The following is an 18,139-nucleotide window of genomic DNA, read 5'->3' as shown; positions in this document are numbered from 1 at the left end:
AGAATGGCGAACGGATCAACCTTGATCCTTCGTGGCTTTGGAACTCAGGAGAGTCCTTATGTTAGGCGTTGCTTATGGCATGTATTCGATCATTCGGCACAGAGCGCAGCCGCTGACAGGGGGGCACTCACCTGCCGATGCGAAACCCGTGCCCCCAGGTACCGAGTACGCCAGTGTTCGCGAACTGGGCGAGCAAATGGCGAAACCGAACGGGCTTACCTCGGTCGATTTAGTCAGCTACCTGCAAGCGCGTATCCGCCAGTGGGACCCCCAACTGCGCTCAATCATCGAAACCAACCCCGAGGCGCTGGCGAGCGCACGCGAGCTGGATCGCGAGCGGGCCAATGGAAATGTTCGTGGCCCATTGCATGGCGTCCCCATTTTGCTCAAGGACACCATCGAAACCACAGGTATGCAAACCAGTGCAGGTGCTTTTGGACTTGTAGGCGCGGCGGCCGATAAGAATGCGCCGCTAGTCGATTACCTGATCAAGCAGGGCGCGGTGATCTTGGGTAAAACCAATATGACTGAACTTGCGGGCTTTCGCGGTGGCCCTGATGGTTGGAGTAGTCGGGGCGGGCAAACACGCAATCCGTATAAACAGGACGCCGACGTCGGAGGCTCAAGCTCTGGGTCAGCCGCCGCGGTCGCTGCCGGGCTGGCGCCCTTGGCGGTCGGCGCTGAAACCAACGGTTCGATTATAGTCCCGGCGGCACTCAACGGGGTGGTAGGGCTCAAGCCCAGCCTCGGGCTGTTGGATCGCAACGGTATTATTCCCGCCAGCCAGCGTCAAGACACCCCTGGCCCCATGGCGCGCTCGGTCTATGACGTTGCGTTGATGCTCAATGCGATGTCGGGCAGTGACCCCCGCGATCCCGAAAGCCAGGGCGCACCGCAAGGTATTGATTACACCCAACGGCTGGTGCCTGACGCCTTGAATGGAAAGCGGATTGGCTATCCCGCGACGTTTACCGCAAACGGTGAAAACCTGTCGGTGGAAAACAGCACGCAATTTCGCAAGACACTCCAGGTGCTTCGCGAGCAGGGCGCGATTTTGGTTCCGGTCAGCCTGCGTCTGGCGGACGCTTCACGCTACGGCGAATTACTGCTCTCGGACGTGAAGGAGGCGTTGAATGCGTACCTGGCCAAGCGCACGGGGTTACCGGTCAAGTCGCTGACTGAGCTGATCAAGTTCAACGAAGACCGTGATGGCACCGTGGCGGATCACCAGCCTGTGCTTGAGGAAGTTAGCGCCTCCACCCTGACGTCGGCGCAACGCAAGACGCTTTGGGACGAGCTTATCCAGGATTTTCGCAGTACGGTGGATGATCCCATCAACGCACATAACCTGGATGCCATGGTTTCAGACGTTGATAGCAACACTTACTTCGGCGTGGCAATAGCCGGTTACCCAGGCATTACTGTGCCGTCCGGGACCAATGATGATGGCCTGCCGACGGGCGCCTACTTTTTCGGCACTCGCTGGACCGAGCCCGCCTTGCTGGCAATGGCCTATGGGTATGAGCAGGCGGCTCAGGCGACTGCCCAACCTCAGCTTTGACCGGCCTAACGATTAAACGCCGTACCGTGCCACGGGACGGCGGTGCGACGGGTTAGGGCCCAACGCCACGCGAGCGGTGTCGTAGGCCTCCCAATTCAGGCTGTTGGGCAGCGACGGGATGGTGACCTTCTCCCCTGAGCGAGGTCTGCCAGGTTTTCCATGGTCATCACCATTGTCTCCGGCAGGTTGTTCACCGGCAGGCCCGCGACCACCCAGAGTTCGGTTTCGGTGACCCCGAGCGCATGCGCCGCGCCTTCCTGTGAGCCATCGGCTGGCCGCCACACATGATGCACCATGCGCGGCAATTGCAGGCCTGATGCCTCAACGGATTACACTCAATGCCTCGGGGGACGTCATGAGCTATAAAATTCACATTCTGGGTGCCGCGGGCGCAGGCACCACGACCTTGGGCAAAGCCCTGGCCGAACGCCTGAATGTCGCTTACTTCGACTCCGACGATTTCTATTGGCTGCCAACCGCGGAGCCCTTCACCGTCGCTCGGCTGCGAGATGAGCGCACCCGGCTGTTACAGGAGCAGAGTGCCGACCTCGAAGGCTGGGTACTCTCCGGCTCAGTGTGTGGATGGGGTGATGCCATGATTCCGCAATTTACCCATGTGATGTTCCTGCGTGTGGACCCGCAAGTTCGCCTGCACCGCTTGCAGTTGCGGGAAGTTCAGCGCTACGGCGACCGAGTGCTTGAAGGCGGCAGTCGCTATGAAAACAGCGTCGCCTTCCTCGCCTGGGCTGCCCGTTACGAGGGTGGCAACCACAGCCTACGCAGCCTGCGTCGGCATGAAAGCTGGCTGAAACCGCTGACCTGCCCGGTGATCCGGCTGGACTCTACGCACCATTCGGCTGAGTCGCTGGTGAATCAATTGATGCCGATGTTGAGCTCATCAGCCGCGAAATGATGCCTTGCGCGGCGGGCTCAGTTGGGGTTGCGTCAAACCTGCGCGCACTCATGCCCCAGCCCGGCGTAAACCCTGGGAAAAACACCAAGCCTTCAGCCTCCAATGTGAAAGCCAATGCCAGGCGGATTTCATCATCCACATCGCCCTGGCTTTCGAAGCGTTGTACCGCTTCCACCGCCAACCCGGCTTGTCGGGCCAATTCTTCGCGGCTCCAGCCGAGCATCGCGCGGGCCTGTATGCTGTGTTTGGTGGTGAATTGATGCAGGACGATCTGCTGTTCTACGAAAGAGCTCATTGCCAGCGAGGACATGGGGGTTCTCCAGGTTCGACGGGGGAGGGCTAACTATACTGTGTTTTTGTACAGTTGTTTTGACCGCTCATCAACTGAATTTTTTATCATGGCTACCCCTGCGGCCTCCATGATGAGCTCAGGAGGTTGAAGCTCTCATGTATCGATAGGAAAATCCGGGGTGCGATAGGGCTGATCAGAGGAAGGTGTAATGTCTATTTCTGAAAATGACTGGAAGAAATTCAAAAGTTTAAGGGCGTTGGCCCTCGACCGCTTTTGCCAGGTCGTATTGGCCGACGCCAAGACCATCAGCATGCACGGTGCTCTGTCCGCCATGCCCGCTACGGAATGTTGTACGGCCTGATTCACGACCTTTTGACCGATGCCGAGCTGGCGATACTCAGCGAAGAACCGCTTCAGGCCATCAGCTATGCGTCAGGCAGCCCTATGAGCTTGAGTCGGTTGAAGAGCGACCACCCTTCAATTAATGGGCACACTCAATGCGGGCCAATTTATACAGGAGCACAGAGTGCTGACATTCAATTGCTCGCAGGCCGCCTGCGAATTTTTCAGTCGTATTCACAAAGGGAAAAAAATAACCCCAGTTGAAAAACCGCCGATTTCAAGTGCCGAGGATGAAGGGCTGCACGCAGACCCTGACCAGTGGCTGGTCCACGCCGCGACTGTTAAGCGTAAGCATGTGCTGGTGGTGACACACCTGAAAACGCGTTACAGCATGCTGTTCTTCGATATGAAGAAGTCCGACCACGCGGGCTTTGTGCATGCATTTACCCATCGCTGGATCGATGGCGTCATGGACCTGGCCTTGAGGTGTGATGTGCTGGGTATGATCGAACCACAGGCGTGTGACCGCCTATTGAGCGACTTGGGCAACACCTATCGCCTGGTCCAGCGTGGCGACCGCAGCAGTCAAGGGCAAATCAACGAGATCCTGCGCATATTCAAATGGGATGCCGAAGAATTCGACTTTGTGACACAACCTTGGAGCGCCTGCCGGTATGACGCGAGCATTAACCGCACGCCCAGAACCATCACAGGATTAAAGGGGTATGGCTTTCCCGAGGAAGAAATGCTGAGGTATTGGTTGATGGCAGTGGGGGGGCTGGATGCGGCAATGGCTCAACAGGCACATGAAACGTACCGGCAAACCCGTCTGTCACGCTCTATTCCTTAGTGCCCTTGCAGCCCCGGCGCCTCACGAATAATCAGGTGATCCAGGTTGTCGATATTCGCGCTGAACACCCCGAAGGTCTGCTCGGGGTTTTTCTTGCTAGGCACGTGTTTCAACTCCGGCGTCACACCGTAGAAGAAGCAATACAATGCCCGTTCACTGTCCACCGCTGCCTTGATTTGCTCCAGGAACGCCGCACGCTTGCGGTAGTTCTCGATGAGTTTTTTGCTCAGGTAGACGTTGACCGAATAGGGCTTTTTGTCGAGCCACACCTTCTTTTCGAAGTCGATGCGAAAGCTGCTGGTGTAGTCCTTGATTGCTTTGATTTTGCCCCAGTAGATCAGGCCTCTGTTGTCTTGCAGGTATTCGATCTTTTTGAAAAACGCCCAGTAGGTCGCGGTGTGCTCGCCGATCTTCAGCGGCATGGCCTTGAGCTTGTCTTTGTCGTCGATATTCGACACGTAACATTCCACCGGGTGGGCGAACACGCTGGTTTTGTCCGGGGTGGTGTCGTTGGCGCTATAGGATGAACTCGTGCGAGTTGAAGGCCCTTTCGTTGGGTCTTGTGGGACGCTGACTTGGGTGCCAGCCACCGGTGCCTTGCGTTGGTATTGACGCCGCGTCAGTACAAATTCTGATGGGAAATTGTCCTCGCGTTCGTCATCACTTTCACCGGTCGCGGTCTTGTGGGTACTGGCATAGCGGCAGCCGTCAATGTGCTGGGTGCTGGCCTTATTTTTGAAATGCGGCGTGCGCTGGTAATTGACGTTTTTCGCGTTGAAGGTGCTCAGTGCATTGCCCGTATCGAATGCTGCACGGCATTCGTCATTGGGGCACAAGAAGCTGTCTTTATCGGAGTCGAAAGGGCTGGTTTCGTCGAAATTCAGGTCTCGTACGTCATAGATCGACAGCTTGTCGTCGAGACTCAGGCTGTAGGCCGTGTCGAATTTCATGGGGCTCTGGTCCGTGAGATGAGTTGCTGGATATTACGCAAAACTTCGCCGTTATGGAGATCAAAAAATAGGCGAGTGAGCTTGCTCGCACATTTAAATATGAGGCGTGCTGGCTACACGCCGTCCACTCAAGAAACACAAAGTGCCACCCACGGCGGTCAGTGCGCCGAGGGCATAGAACATGCTGACCGGTGCCGCATTGATCAATAGGTACCCGCAAATCACCGGGCTCATCGCGCCGCCGAAGGCCGCCAAGTTCTGTGCGCCGTAATAACTGCCGCGCAATGCTTGCGGGGCGAGGGTGTCGATAAACAGGAATTCCGAGGGGTAGATGATCATCTCGCCCAAGGTGAACACGAACATTGCCAGGCACCACGTGAGCAAACTGTGCGCCTGGCTGAAGCCGATCAGCCCGGCAATAAACAGCAGGGTGCCCAGCACGATCCAGTAGCGCAGTTGCTCGCGCTTGAGAAAACGGCCGATCTGGTACTGCATCAAAATCACGGTGATCGCGTTGCAGGCCAGCACTGCCGACAGAATTTTCAGCGCCTCGGCCGGTTTGTAGGCCACCAGCAAAAACTGCGACAAATAAAGCGTGTAGCGGCCGTGGACAATGGTGCTCAACAGGCTGCCACTGGTGAACAGGATCAGCGTGCGGTCGCTGCGCAACGTGCGCAGGGTGCTCAAAAAACTCAGGGGTTTGTTGCTGTCGTCCCGTTGGGTGGGCGGGATGCCGACCATCAGGAACAGGCTGCCAAACGCGATGGCGCTGGCGATCAAGAATGGCGCCAGTTGCATGTGGCCGGCGATCACTACGCCGACCATCGGGCCGGTGGCATAGCCGACGTTGGTCAGGGTGTAGCGCAACGAAAAAACCTTGGCGCGATCCCCTACGGGCAGGTTTTCGCTGATGATCGCCTTGGAACCGATCAGGAACAGTGCCGACGCGGCCTCGGTGATGACCAGGGTCAGGGTGGTGAGGTAGAGGTTGCTGGCAAAGGTCAGCAATAGAAAACCGATGGAGCTGGAGAGCATGGCCAGGATCAGCAGCTTGCGCTTTTCCAGGCGGTCGATGATGTAGCCGCCGTAGAGGCCGAGCAGTGTGGCGATGAACACCGCGATGCCCATCAGCAGGCCGATGTCCTGTTGATTCAGACCCAGTCGGGTGCTCAGCAGCAAGGCCAGCAAGGGACTGGTCATGGCGCGGCTGACCACGATGGTCACCGAGCAGATCATCAGGCGGCGGATTACCAGGGAGTAGGTGGTCACGGTGGGGCGGATGTCCTTTTCATTTTTCCAAGACAACGCAATTCAAATCTGAACACAGATCAAATGTGGGAGCGAGCTTGCTCGCGAATGCGGTGTGTCAGTGCCAAATTTACTGGCTGATCCTGCACATTCGCGAACAAGCCCGCTCCCGCAGTCAGATCGAGTTACTGGCCGGCGTTAATGCTGATTTTCTCCACTGCACCCTGCTCCAGATCCCACTTGTTCAGGATCTTGCCGTACGTCCCATCCTCAATCATGCCCTGCAACGCTTCACTGATCGCCGTGACCAACTCGGTGTTGCTCTTCTCAATCCCCAGCCCCGTGAACTGCTTGGAAATTGCCAGGCCCACCGGCTTGTACTTGCCCTTATCCAGCGACATCAGATAAGGAATCGTCTCGCTGCCCTGCATCGCCGCATCCAGGCGGTTCTGCTGCAACTGCGCGCGTGCATCCGCCGAGCCTTCGGTGCCGATCACCACGATGGCCGGCTTACCCGCTGCTTCGCAGTTTTCCTTGCTCCACGCGGCAATTTCCGACGGCCAGGTGGTACGGCGGCTGGTGCCGACTTTTTTACCGCACAGGTCAGTCAATGCCTTGAGGTCTTCACGCTTGGCCAGGGTGTACAACTGCGGGCCGCTGGTGAAGTAGTCGATGAAGGTCACGGCTTTTTGGCGCTCGGCGGTGTCGGTCATGCCCGACAGCACGATGTCCACGCGCTTGGTGGTCAGGCCGCTGAGCATTTGCTCGAAGCCGGTCTCCTGCCACTTGATCTTCACGCCCAGGCGCTCGGCCAAGGCGTTGCCCAGGTCGTAGTCCAGGCCGGTGAGTTTGTTGGTGGCGGTGTCCTTGAAATCCATCGGCGGGTAGTTCGGCACGATGGCCGCGCTGATCTCGCCTTTTTCTTTGATTGCTGCCGGCAATGCCGCCAATACACAGGTGGAAGCCATCAGGCCTGCGAGCAACGTGGGGATAAACAATGTTTTCATGGGGGCGTTCTCGTTAGTTTTTTAGTTAAGTGCGAACGGCAGAAATAAAGCTTTGGGTACGCGGGTTTTGTGGGCTTATTAGAATTTCTTCGGGGCTGCCGGCTTCCACAATCTGGCCGGCATCCATAAACACCATGCGGTTGGAGACTTCGCGGGCAAAGCCCAACTCATGGGTGACCACGATCATGGTCATGCCGGTGGTGGCCAAATCACGCATCACCGACAGCACTTCTCCCACAAGCTCCGGGTCGAGGGCTGACGTGGGTTCGTCAAACAACATCAGCTTGGGGCGCATCGCCAACGCACGGGCAATGGCCACACGCTGTTGCTGGCCGCCGGACAACTCCACCGGGTAAGCATTGCGCTTGTCCGCCAGGCCAACGCGGGCCAGCAGTTCCAATGCATCTTCGATGGCTTCCTTGGGCGAGCGCTTGAGCACCTGCACCGGGCCTTCGATGATGTTCTGCAGCACGGTCATGTGCGGGAACAAATTGAAGCGCTGGAACACCATGCCGGTCGCCAGGCGCTGACGGGCGATCTGCGCTTCATTCATCTCATGCAGTTTATTGCCGACGACGCGGTAACCCACCAGTTCGCCGTCGACCCAGAGGCCGCCCTTGTCGATTTTTTCCAGCTGGTTCACACAACGCAGCAGCGTGCTTTTACCCGAGCCGGACGGGCCGATGATGCACATCACTTCGCCTTGCTCGACCTCGATATTGATGTCGCGCAGCGCGTGATACTGGTCGTAATACTTGTTCAGGTTGACGGCCTTGACGATGCTTCTCATGGGGCAAATCTCCTCAACCCAGGCTTACGAACGCTTGCCGGCGCCGCGGGCAAAACGACGCTCGAGGCGGCTTTGACCCAATGAAAGAACAGTCACCACCGCCAGATACCAGATGCCGGCGACAATCAGCAGCTCCATGACCCGGGCGTTGGCGTAGTAGATGTTTTGCGCGTTGTGCAGCAGCTCCGAGTACTGGATCACGCTGGCCAGGCTGGTCATTTTCACCATGCTGATGAACTCGTTGCCTACCGGTGGAATGATCACCCGCATCGCCTGCGGCAGAATCACCCTACGCAGCGCTTGCAGGCTCGGCATGCCGATGGACTTGGCCGCTTCGTACTGGCCGGTGTCGACCGACAGCAAACCGGCGCGCACCACTTCGGCAGTGTAGGCGCCCTGGTTGATACTCAGGCCGAGCAGGGCGGCCACGAAGGGGGTCATCAGGTCGACGGTGTCGATGCTGAACAGGCCCGGAATCGCGATCACCGGGAAAATCAGTGCCAGGTTGAACCACAGCAGCAACTGCAAAATCAGCGGCGTGCCACGAAACAGCCAGGTGTAGGTGATGGCCACATAGCGCAGGATCGGGTTGGCCGACATGCGCATGATCGCCGTGATCACCCCGATCACCACGCCCAGCGCCATCGCCAAAATCGACATGACAATGGTATTCACCAAGCCCCAGAGGATGGCCTCAGACGTAAGGAACTGCCCGATGTAGGACCATTCGATCTGGCCATTGGCAAAGGCACGCAACAACGCGGCCAGGGCGATCACGATCAACGTGGCAAAAAACATCCGCCCGTAATAACGACGCGGCACGTGCTCGTACTGCGTGATATCGAACTGGTTCTCGGACAACTTGCGCTCGGCTTCCAAGCGCTCCGCCGGGGTTTGGTTCATGGTGTTACTCCAAAACTAATAACGCTCTAACTGCTGTACGCGGTCAAAATGTGGGAGCTGGCTTGCCTGCGATAGCGCCAGTGAGCTCACCACACATGCCCAGACTTAAATCCGAAACCCCTGATAACTCTCAGCCCACTTTTGCTGCTCAGCCAACGCCACCTTCAACCGCCCAATCTGCTCGCGAACCCGCTCCGGCGCCGTTCCACCCCAACCACTGCGTGCCGCAATCGCCGCCTCCAGGGTCAAGCAGTCACGCACTTCGGGCAGCAGCCGCGCATCCACCTCTGCCAACATCGCCGGCGAGGCTTCCCACAACTCAATTTCATGCTTCTCACAGGCTTGCACCAAGGCGCCGGTAATCTCATGCGCCTCCTTGAACGGCACACCGCGCGTGGCCAGCCAATCTGCCACCTCGGTCGCCAAGGTGAAGCCCATCGGCGCCTGGCGCCGTAGCTCTTCAACCTGCACCTTCATCGTCGCGACCATCCCGGCCATCGCTGGCAGCACCAGCAGCAAGGTGTCGACGCTGTCCAGCACGCTGTGTTTGTCTTCACTCAAATCGCGGTTGTACGAGAGCGGCAACGACTTGAGCGTCGACATCAGCCCGGTCAGGTTGCCAATCAAACGCCCAGCTTTGCCCCGCGCCAATTCGGCAATGTCCGGGTTCTTTTTCTGCGGCATGATTGAGCTGCCGGTGGCGTAGGCATCGTCCAATACAACCCAGCGAAACTGGCGCGACGACCACAAGCAAAATTCCTCCGACAGCCGCGAAATATTCACCCCGAGCATGCCCGCCACAAACAGAAACTCCGCCACATGGTCGCGACTGGCGACCGCGTCGATGGAGTTCTCGCACGGCCCGGTGTAGCCCATTTCCTTGGCCGAATGCTCCGGCTGGCGCGCGATCGCCGAGCCTGCCATCGCTGCAGCGCCCAACGGCGACAACGCCGTGCGCGCATCCCAATCCACCAACCGCTGCACATCGCGCAACATCGACTGCGCGTGCGCCAGCAAGTGGTGGGCAAACACAATCGGTTGCGCCTGCTGCAAGTGAGTGAAGCCTGGGCAAATGCTCTCAACATGCTGCTCAGCCTGCTCCACCAGCGCCTGCTGCAAACCCAGCACCTCGGTGGTGATGGTGCGCGCATGGTCACGCAGGAAAAGGCGCAGGTCGTTGGCCGTTTGGTCGTTGCGCGAACGCCCGGCGCGCAGCTTGCCGCCCAAGGCGCCCAGGCGCTCGGTCAAAACGCGTTCGATAAAGGTGTGTACGTCCTCGTCATCCAGGGTTGGATGCAGGCGCCCGGCGGCGAAGTCCTCACCGATACGGTCCAGAGCCTCGACGGTGCGCTGGGTCTGCGACTCATCCAGCAAGCCGGCGCGCTGCAACTCACGGGCATGGGCACGGGAGCCAGCGAGGTCGTAGGGCGTCAGGCGGAAATAGCGCTCAGGGCAACGCGACAACGCGGCTAAAGCTGCAGATGGGCCGGTCTTGAAACGAGCGCCCCAAAGGCGGTCGGTGGGCTGAGACATGGGTGTTCCTCACGCTTGTTTTTAGAAGAGTCGGAGGCAGTCAAAAAGTAAAAAGTCCTGATCGTAGTGTCAGGTTTTGCGGGGTGTTAAATCAGCCTCTGTGTGCTGTTCAACCCGCTATATTCAAGGTTGCCAAGGGCGGATGTTTATGTTCATTATCGCCGCCTGGCGATGTTCAAGGATTGGGTTGAAGCCTGTTGAATAGGGCACTTGAGGTCAACGCGTATTATGGAAACCCCACTTTCCACTTCTGGAAACATACCGCCAAAACCCGGCACTCGACCGCCTCTGCAACTGAGCGGGCTGGACTTCAAATTGCTCCGAGTGTTCATGGCCGTGGTTGAAGCCGGCGGCTTCAGCGCCGCGCAAAACGAGCTGAACGTGGGCCTGGCGGCCATCAGCAAGCAGATCTCCGACCTCGAAATCCGCATCGGCATGCGCCTGTGTACACGGGGTAGGGAAGGTTTTAGCCTGACCGAAGAAGGCAAGTTGGTGTATCAGGCTTCCATCGAGTTATTTACCTCGGTGGACAGTTTTCGCGACAAGCTTAGTTCGGCGCAAAACGAGCTTATTGGTGACCTTAGTGTCGGCGTAATTGATAACACCGTCTCCGACGTTAATTCGCCGCTGATTAGCGCGCTGGGAAAATTACATCGCGAATCGCCAAAAATTAGATTGCGCTTACATGCCTCGCAACTGGACGAAGTTGAACGCGGCGTGGTGGAAGGGCGGCTGATCGTCGGCATCGTCCCGGTGTACCAACGTCGCGAAGAATTCGACTACTTCCCGCTCTACGAAGAAAAAGCCCACGCCTACTGCGCCGTAGGACACTCACTGTTCAACGCGAGCGACATCACGCCAGAAGTGCTACGCCAATACGAAGTGGTCAACCACCGGTACGCGATCCACCGCGACAAAGCCAACTTCGTCACCTGCGACAGCCAATCCGCCTCGGCCTCACAGGTGGAAGCCGTCGCCATCCTGATCCTCACCGGCCGCTTCTTAGGCTTCTTGCCGGAACACTACGCCGCGCCACTGGTCAGGGAAGGGCGCCTGCGCGCACTGTGCCCGGAACAGGTTCACTTGAGCACCGCCTTCAACCTGATCCTGCGCCATAGCGCGCCAAGAAGCCCGATGGTAAAAGCCTTCGCAGCAACGCTGGGCGTCGACCTCAAGGCCGTGACATAACCCCCGCCGAACACCGATCAACAGGCTGACAAAGCTCAAATGTGGGAGCTGTCGAGCCCCAGCGAGGCTGCGAAGGGATCGCCTCGGTCCACCTGCCAACCCCATCCACCCGCATCACCGCTGCAACTTGCGCTGCTTTTTCTTCGAATGAAAATGCCGAAAATGCGCATCCTGCGCCGCGGCCAACAACTCCCGATCCCCACGCGTATCGCCCCAGGCCCGCAGCCGATACTCGCCCAAATCCCCATACACCGCCTCAAGCCGCAGCACCTTGTTCTCACAGCGGCAATTATTCCCCGTGAGCTTGCCCGTCAACACCCCGTCGACCACCTCAAGCTCAGTGCCGATTAACTTGATCCCCAGCCGATTCGCAAACGGCTGCAGCACCAACGCCGGCGACGCCGAACACAGGGTCACCACCGCCCCGGACTTCACCTCATCCGCCACCGACTGCAACCCCGTCGGGCGCATCAGCTTGCTCCACGTACGCTGGCAATACGCCTCCGCCTGCTGCTGAACCCACGCCTTCTCCACACCGGTCATAAAGGTGCGGATCAACTGCGCCTTCAACTCATCCCGGCTGATCTGCCGCAGCAAAAAGCGCAGCCCAGGCACCGCCAGCTTCGCCATCCGGCCGTAGAACTCACCGGTGCCAAAGGCAAACTTGAGGAAGGGCACGAAACTGTCGTGGTGAGTCAGGGTGCCGTCGAAGTCAAAGACGGAAAGTACTTTGGCGTCGATGGGGCCGGCTTCGAGCATGTCTGGGTTCACGGGTGGTCCTTGATCGTTTGAAGCGGTTCTCATAACCGTGTGACTGGTGCCCACTGCATGGGTTCAGGCTGATATCGGTGATGCAATTCAGATCAGCCAGATAGTGATGCTGTACTTTTGCTGGCGATGATCGAGGGAGTTTACCCGGTCGGGCATAGGAATGAACGCCGAAAGGCATCCGGCATTGTTACAGCGCAGATTGGAAAATGTGTGCTGTTGGCCCGTCCGAGCATCAGCCCGGACGGACTATCCTTGAGGGTTCAGCGTGTCGAATGGCTTGATGGCTGGAAATACTCTGCCATCTTTTGAAACCAAGTTTTGCTCGGCGGCGCCCGTCGGCGAGTCCGGTTGAGCAACAGATATGGCATATCTCGTAATCGAATCCAGCCTTCATCCTGCCAATGCAGAAGGCTCAACGACATTTCGGGCCAATCAAGCAAGCTCAGCATCGGACGGTCTGTAGGTCGTGGTTGATGCTTGTCACGCAATGTCGGCACCACTTGATGGGTCAACCATTCACGCAGCAAACGATGTCCTGGTGAGTAGTGGTACACCAGCAATGCATATACGCCGGATTCACTGATCATCAGCATGTTTTCTGGCTGACCGTGGTAGCAGATTTCCAGCGTATGCCGCTGATCCTCATCGAGCTTGCCGACCATTCGTTCATGCAGATACAGCCCCATCAGGCGACCCAGGTCGCGAGCACAGAACCATGGTTGGTTCTCCAGCAGCAGGGCATGCATTTGCAGGTTTTGGCGGGTGAAGACGGTAGGTTCATACATGGCACACCTCCGGATTGGAGGGTGTTGGAGAAATGGTGCGGGTACTGCGAATGACCTTCGCAGATGATGCAAAGTATCCAGGCATTTCCGTTACCTCTGGTTGCTTTCTTAGGGCATGCGTTATGGGTGTCGGGAGCTAAGAAACCCACCAGAGACGGGCCGGACATATTCCCCTTTCGGGTCTTGTATTCGCCCACTCCCGACATAACGGGGATTTTTTCACAGACGTAGAGAAACCGCTGGCGAAAAAAAGCCGCATGGCTGTCGGGTGCGGAGGACCGCTCTGGTTTTTAGAGTTTCTTAGGCTCGACACTGAGGTTAGGTGGATCAGGCATAGTCGTCAACCGGCGACTTTTCCTACTGCATGGGGGGCAAAACGAACTCTGGACAACGGCGCTAAGTAATTTATGCTGTATTTATATCCAGTGATTTGGTGCCGATAATCTTTCTTGTTCCCCAATCCCAGTCGACATGACTCGTCTTACGGATACCGGGAAATTTCATTTACTTTGAAATTTACAGGGATAGAATGGTGACCATTCGTCACAGCTTTGACCCAGAGGAATTTCGGGCTCATGAATATTTTTGAAACAGCATCTTTTGAATCCTTGGGCGAAACGACCTCAAGCTCCCATGAACCTAATACTCATCCTGTGACTGATCTGGCACTGCTGCACAAGCTGCTGGAAATCTACGATCAAGGGCAGCTTGCCGAAATTCTTAACGACGTCAGCCCCACGCATTGGTGCCGTGAAACGATAAATCGTTGGGTAAAAGGCAAGGCCTCGCCAAAGCTCTCTCATATTGAGTTCACTCGTCTGGAAGAGCTGTTACCCAAGCGCTTGAACCACAAACCTTCCTTTACCTTCATCGACCTTTTCGCTGGTATCGGAGGTATCAGAAAAGGGTTCGAAGCGATCGGTGGCGAATGTCTGTTCACGTCCGAATGGAACAAGTACGCGGTCAAAACCTACAAGGCCAACCACTTCTGTGATCCGGGGCGGCATCGCTTCAATCTTGATATCCGTTCGGTCACGCTTTCTGACAAGTCCGAAATCAGTGATGAGGAAGCCTATAAGAATATTGATCGCGAAATTCCTGATCACGATGTCCTGCTAGCAGGTTTTCCATGCCAACCGTTTTCGCTTGCAGGTGTTTCCAAGAAAAATTCCCTAGGACGCAAACACGGTTTTGAATGTGAGACCCAAGGCACTCTGTTTTTCGATGTGGCGCGGATTATTGCCGCCAAGCGCCCTGCCGCATTTTTGCTTGAAAACGTAAAAAACCTGAAGAGCCATGACAAGGGCAATACCTTCCGAATCATCTGCGAAGCGCTGGATGAACTGGGCTACGAGGTTGCAGATGTGAATGCTCCGAAGGGTTCAGACCCGAAGGTCATCGATGCCAAGCATTTTGTGCCCCAACATCGTGAGCGAATCGTTCTTGTAGGTTTTCGTCGTGATCTCAACGTTCACCAAGGATTCACACTGCGTGATATCAGCAAGCACATACCGAAGCAGCGACCTAGTTTCGGTGATCTGCTCGATAAAGAAGTGGACGAAAAATACATTCTTACGCCGAAGCTTTGGGATTATCTCTATCGGTATGCCCAGAAGCACCGTGAAAAGGGTAATGGCTTTGGTTTTGGTCTGACGCGGCCTAACGATGTGGCTCGTACGCTTTCGGCCAGATATCACAAGGACGGTTCGGAAATCCTGGTTGATCGTGGGTTTGTGGATAACTTGGATTTCAATAGCGAGCTAAATCAACTCAATCGTCCGCGTCGATTGACTCCACATGAGTGCTCGCGACTGATGGGATTCGACAAGCCGGGAGAAAGCAAATTTGTGATTCCTGTCTCCGATACCCAGGCTTATCGTCAGTTTGGTAACTCAGTGGCTGTGCCTGTTTTTGAAGCTGTGGCTCGGTTGATGAAAGATCGCATTCTGGCTGCAAAGGAAAAAGCTGCTGACCAGGAGCGTCCACAATTGGAATTTTCTCTTCCTGAATGATGAGTCGCACCACTTTCGCTCTCTCTAAGAATTGATGAATAAAGATCTGAGCAATGTGGCAGGTCTTTTTTTATCTCTCCACCTGAGGCTTCTCTCCGAAAGGCAATTCTGCGAATCTGTCGGATATTTTTTATTCGACAATTTTTTAGCGGCCTACCCATGACAAACCTATCCCAATGGATTGAAGACAAGAATCAAGATGAATGGTGGATATTCATCAAGCGGCTTTCAGCTAACGACACAGGACTTACAGGGGGGAACGGGGTAGGTATTTATGTGCCCAAAGCTGTTGTGGCCACAGCACTACCGTCTATTTCGAGCACCTGTTGTCTGAATCCTGACTGCAGTCTGACGGCGCAGATCACGTCACATAGTTTTCCAGAGCAGACGCTGAGAGGCATTTACTACAACAACCGCCACTTCGATGGGACGGGAAAACGCAACGAACATCGTTTGACCAGATGGAATACAGATTTCAGGAACAGCCCCGCCCAAGACCCCGAGAACACGGGAGCATTAGCAATCTTTGCATTTCATGTGCCACATTTAGGACGGGATTCCGAGTTTCTAGATATCTGGATATGCAAGAGTCTGGAGGAGGAGGAGTTTGTTGAGAATAAAATTGGCGAAGTGATTCCCGGCAGTTCACTTTTTGACAGAGGGGATAGACTGTTTGCTGGTTTCGCTGCAGGTCTGGATAAAGAACCTAGTCGTGTTGTGATTCCTCCACTCTGGGAAGACAGGTTCCCAAGTGGTGAGGAAATTATTGCCTATCTTCCCTCAGTATTTCATTTTAGCAAAACAACGCCTGATGATCTGATCATCGAGCGGCGTGAGAACGAATATAAATTGTTCCGGCAAATTGAGGAGCTTCATATTCTGCATCGGGTTCAGAAGGGCTTCAGTTCTGTTGATGACTTCATGCAAGTAGCGAACTCAGTCAGCAATCGACGTAAATCGCGGTCTGGAAGATCTCTAGAGATACATCTTGAGCATATTTTTCGACAGTTCGGGCTTGAGAGTTTTAGTTCGCAGTGCAGAACTGAAGGTAACAAACGACCTGACTTTATATTTCCTTCATGCGCTGACTATCATGATCCTGCATTTCCCGAGGAGAGTTTGCGTATGCTGGCCGTCAAGACGACCTGCAAGGACCGCTGGCGCCAAGTTTTAAATGAGGCCAATAGAGTAGAAGGAATTCATCTTTTTACGCTACAAGAGGGTGTTTCTCCTAATCAATTTTCTGAGATGGAGGATGCGGAAGTCAAACTGGTGGTTCCCAAGCCTCTGCATACAAAATACCCTGAAGAAGTGCGGGGTAAGCTTATGACGTTAAATGATTTCATAGTAGAGACTAAATCAATCCGATGAAGTGCCTACGGTTGGATCACTACGGAAAAATGTAGCGTCTGAGGATGCGCAAATGTAGATGTCAGCTATAAGATAGGTGTGGAATGATAGATGTTGTAGATGGTGTGACAAGGTCTCGAATGATGGCGGGTATTCTTGGGAAGAATACAAGGCCTGAATTGATTGTGAGGCGTTATCTCCACGCCTGTGGTTACCGTTATAGGCTTCATCGTAAGGATTTACCCGGTAAGCCTGACTTGGTTTTGCCCAAGTATAAACTGGTCATATTTGTGCATGGTTGTTTTTGGCATCGTCATGCAAACTGTGTATACGCAACCTCTCCTAGTAGTCGTCGTGATTTTTGGGAGGAGAAGTTAAATGGGAATATCTCAAGGGATCAGAGGCAAATTTCCCTGTTAAATGCGGAGGGTTGGAGGGTTATTGTTGTTTGGGAGTGTGGTTTGAAGCATTTGCGAGATGAGCTAGGATTCTTGAATGAAATGATCGTTAACTTTGACGAAGCGTTACAAGTTTGGCCAGATCAGCCGGCTAAATCAATGTCGTAGTCGTTGGGGGGGGGGAGGCGAAAATGATAATGGTTGCTATATTTTCATGGTTTTTTCCAGGCTTTCTTAATGTGTGAGCGTGAATGTTTTTGGCGTGTTTTCGCAAATCTGTAAAACACCTGGGTTTAAGATGCTATGGCTGCTAGTATTTTGAGTAGATAGTTAGTTGGTTTTAAAGTGCCACGGCGCGAGCTAGAAAGCTCAAATGGATAAATTGATCAGTCGCTTATGGCGCAAGTATGATATTTTGGAATTATTTACTTTTTTTGTTTACGGCTTTAATTGCGTCCTGTACTCACCGGATTTTTCGAATATCTTCTCCCTTTACATTAAGCAGTACCGAGATGGCTGAGCATTGCGTAAAGCCGTAGATGTTATGGTGCGCCCGCCCGTGAACTTTAGGCAAGGCTCCCTATAAGTCATTTTTGGGAATAGCACATTAGGGAAGGATTGATTTTGGCTGCGTAGGCGACTATAAATTTGAGTGATGGCCAGATGATGGTGTTTTCTGGGGGAGCATGGTAGCGCTTAGGGAGCGCGGTCTATAAGTATGCATGGTGATTCAGTTTATTTGTTTGTTCTTAATGTTTTGCTGAAAGTTGCAAAGGAGTGGTTATGAATTTTGGTACTGTTAGGTTTAAAGTGTCGTGCCTTAAAACGCTTACTGCGGTTGAAGCTGATCCTGATAGGTCTAATCAACATGAGTTTAATGGGGTGAAAGAGCTAAAAGATTTATTCGGGGAAAAGAGATTCTCTGCGCCAGCTACGTTCTCTGTAAGGGGCTCCGCTGTAAAGTGTGAAACTGGCATTACTTGGTATGATGCGCGCGAGGCCCATCCTTCTCGTACTGAGCATAGGCTTTACTTTAAAACCAATGTAGTTATGGAGCAAGCCGAGGAGGGAGATAATATTGTCGTGGGTTATGATACTAACGACAGGCTTAATTTTGTTTTGCTCAAGAAGCAAGCGCCCGATCATGTTGTTCATGAAGCTTGGGCAAGACTTTAAGAGGTTGGTGTACTTTTCTGTTTTTTTTTTTTTAGCTTAAATTTTCAATAAAAAAGCCACCCGTTTAGGT

General features: G+C 54.8%; 17 protein-coding genes and 1 pseudogene. 9 read left to right on the top strand and 9 right to left on the bottom strand.

Annotation, left to right across the window (positions count from 1 at the left end):
* Nucleotides 1-58: 58 nt before the first annotated feature.
* Together FW764_RS27200 and FW764_RS27195 are read left to right on the top strand one after the other, a co-directional pair.
* Nucleotides 59-1,561, top strand: coding sequence for an amidase family protein (locus tag FW764_RS27200; RefSeq protein ID WP_446436588.1), 1,503 nt, complete (start codon nucleotides 59-61; stop codon nucleotides 1,559-1,561).
* Nucleotides 1,562-1,916: 355 nt separating this feature from the next.
* Nucleotides 1,917-2,474, top strand: a complete 558-nt coding sequence (locus tag FW764_RS27195) for an AAA family ATPase (protein WP_446436587.1) — start codon at nucleotides 1,917-1,919, stop codon at nucleotides 2,472-2,474.
* On the opposite strand, the gene FW764_RS27190 is transcribed toward FW764_RS27195, so the two are convergent.
* Nucleotides 2,404-2,784 (bottom strand): helix-turn-helix domain-containing protein, encoded by a 381-nt coding sequence (locus tag FW764_RS27190; protein WP_446436586.1) that lies wholly within the window; start codon nucleotides 2,782-2,784, stop codon nucleotides 2,404-2,406. The genes FW764_RS27195 and FW764_RS27190 overlap by 71 nt on opposite strands.
* Nucleotides 2,785-2,974: 190 nt before the next feature.
* Between FW764_RS27190 and FW764_RS27185 the strand changes: the two are divergent.
* Nucleotides 2,975-3,251: pseudogene (locus FW764_RS27185) on the top strand (hypothetical protein).
* Nucleotides 3,252-3,292: 41 nt separating this feature from the next.
* Complete coding sequence (locus tag FW764_RS27180; protein ID WP_446436585.1) at nucleotides 3,293-3,958, top strand: DUF6933 domain-containing protein; 666 nt, start codon at nucleotides 3,293-3,295, stop codon at nucleotides 3,956-3,958.
* On the opposite strand, the gene FW764_RS27175 is transcribed toward FW764_RS27180, so the two are convergent.
* The 6 genes from FW764_RS27175 to argH form a co-directional block, all read right to left on the bottom strand.
* Entirely contained in the window at nucleotides 3,955-4,908 is a 954-nt protein-coding gene (locus tag FW764_RS27175) for a hypothetical protein (protein WP_446436584.1), read from the bottom strand. The two genes, FW764_RS27180 and FW764_RS27175, sit on opposite strands and share 4 nt — an antisense overlap.
* Before the next feature lie 93 nt (nucleotides 4,909-5,001).
* Nucleotides 5,002-6,177, bottom strand: coding sequence for an MFS transporter (locus FW764_RS27170; protein ID WP_446436583.1), 1,176 nt, complete (start codon nucleotides 6,175-6,177; stop codon nucleotides 5,002-5,004).
* A 164-nt stretch (nucleotides 6,178-6,341) separates the two neighbouring features.
* The gene (locus FW764_RS27165) at nucleotides 6,342-7,163 is read right to left on the bottom strand and encodes an ABC transporter substrate-binding protein (protein WP_446436582.1); all 822 of its coding nucleotides are present in this window, start codon (nucleotides 7,161-7,163) and stop codon (nucleotides 6,342-6,344) included.
* A gap of 25 nt (nucleotides 7,164-7,188) precedes the next feature.
* Nucleotides 7,189-7,953 (bottom strand): amino acid ABC transporter ATP-binding protein, encoded by a 765-nt coding sequence (locus FW764_RS27160; protein ID WP_116628549.1) that lies wholly within the window; start codon nucleotides 7,951-7,953, stop codon nucleotides 7,189-7,191.
* Between the two features lie 24 nt (nucleotides 7,954-7,977).
* Nucleotides 7,978-8,856, bottom strand: coding sequence for an amino acid ABC transporter permease (locus FW764_RS27155; protein WP_446436581.1), 879 nt, complete (start codon nucleotides 8,854-8,856; stop codon nucleotides 7,978-7,980).
* 105 nt (nucleotides 8,857-8,961) lie between these two features.
* The gene (gene argH / locus FW764_RS27150) at nucleotides 8,962-10,389 is read right to left on the bottom strand and encodes an argininosuccinate lyase (protein ID WP_446436580.1); all 1,428 of its coding nucleotides are present in this window, start codon (nucleotides 10,387-10,389) and stop codon (nucleotides 8,962-8,964) included.
* A gap of 228 nt (nucleotides 10,390-10,617) precedes the next feature.
* On the opposite strand from argH, the gene FW764_RS27145 reads away from it, so the two are divergent.
* Entirely contained in the window at nucleotides 10,618-11,577 is a 960-nt protein-coding gene (locus tag FW764_RS27145; protein WP_446436579.1) for a LysR family transcriptional regulator, read from the top strand.
* Between the two features lie 114 nt (nucleotides 11,578-11,691).
* Here FW764_RS27145 and FW764_RS27140 read toward each other — a convergent pair whose 3' ends face one another.
* Together FW764_RS27140 and FW764_RS27135 are read right to left on the bottom strand one after the other, a co-directional pair.
* Entirely contained in the window at nucleotides 11,692-12,336 is a 645-nt protein-coding gene (locus FW764_RS27140) for an HAD-IB family hydrolase (protein WP_446436600.1), read from the bottom strand.
* 272 nt (nucleotides 12,337-12,608) lie between these two features.
* Entirely contained in the window at nucleotides 12,609-13,133 is a 525-nt protein-coding gene (locus FW764_RS27135; protein ID WP_446436578.1) for a BRO-N domain-containing protein, read from the bottom strand.
* Nucleotides 13,134-13,708: 575 nt separating this feature from the next.
* Here FW764_RS27135 and dcm point away from each other — a divergent pair.
* The 4 genes from dcm to FW764_RS27115 all read left to right on the top strand — a co-directional run bounded on the left by dcm (nucleotide 13,709) and on the right by FW764_RS27115 (nucleotide 18,069).
* On the top strand, nucleotides 13,709-15,145 hold the full coding sequence (dcm, locus tag FW764_RS27130; RefSeq protein WP_446436577.1) for a DNA (cytosine-5-)-methyltransferase: 1,437 nt from the start codon (nucleotides 13,709-13,711) through the stop codon (nucleotides 15,143-15,145).
* A gap of 159 nt (nucleotides 15,146-15,304) precedes the next feature.
* Nucleotides 15,305-16,516: a type II restriction endonuclease gene (locus FW764_RS27125; RefSeq protein WP_446436576.1), complete on the top strand. Its 1,212-nt coding sequence runs from the start codon at nucleotides 15,305-15,307 to the stop codon at nucleotides 16,514-16,516.
* Nucleotides 16,517-16,602: 86 nt separating this feature from the next.
* Nucleotides 16,603-17,061, top strand: coding sequence for a very short patch repair endonuclease (locus FW764_RS27120; RefSeq protein WP_316251553.1), 459 nt, complete (start codon nucleotides 16,603-16,605; stop codon nucleotides 17,059-17,061).
* Nucleotides 17,062-17,676: 615 nt separating this feature from the next.
* Nucleotides 17,677-18,069: a hypothetical protein gene (locus FW764_RS27115; RefSeq protein ID WP_446436575.1), complete on the top strand. Its 393-nt coding sequence runs from the start codon at nucleotides 17,677-17,679 to the stop codon at nucleotides 18,067-18,069.
* Nucleotides 18,070-18,139 lie beyond the last annotated feature (70 nt).

The organism is Pseudomonas sp. 1152_12 (assembly GCF_052850675.1).
This window is presented reverse-complemented; position numbering and strand designations above follow the sequence as displayed.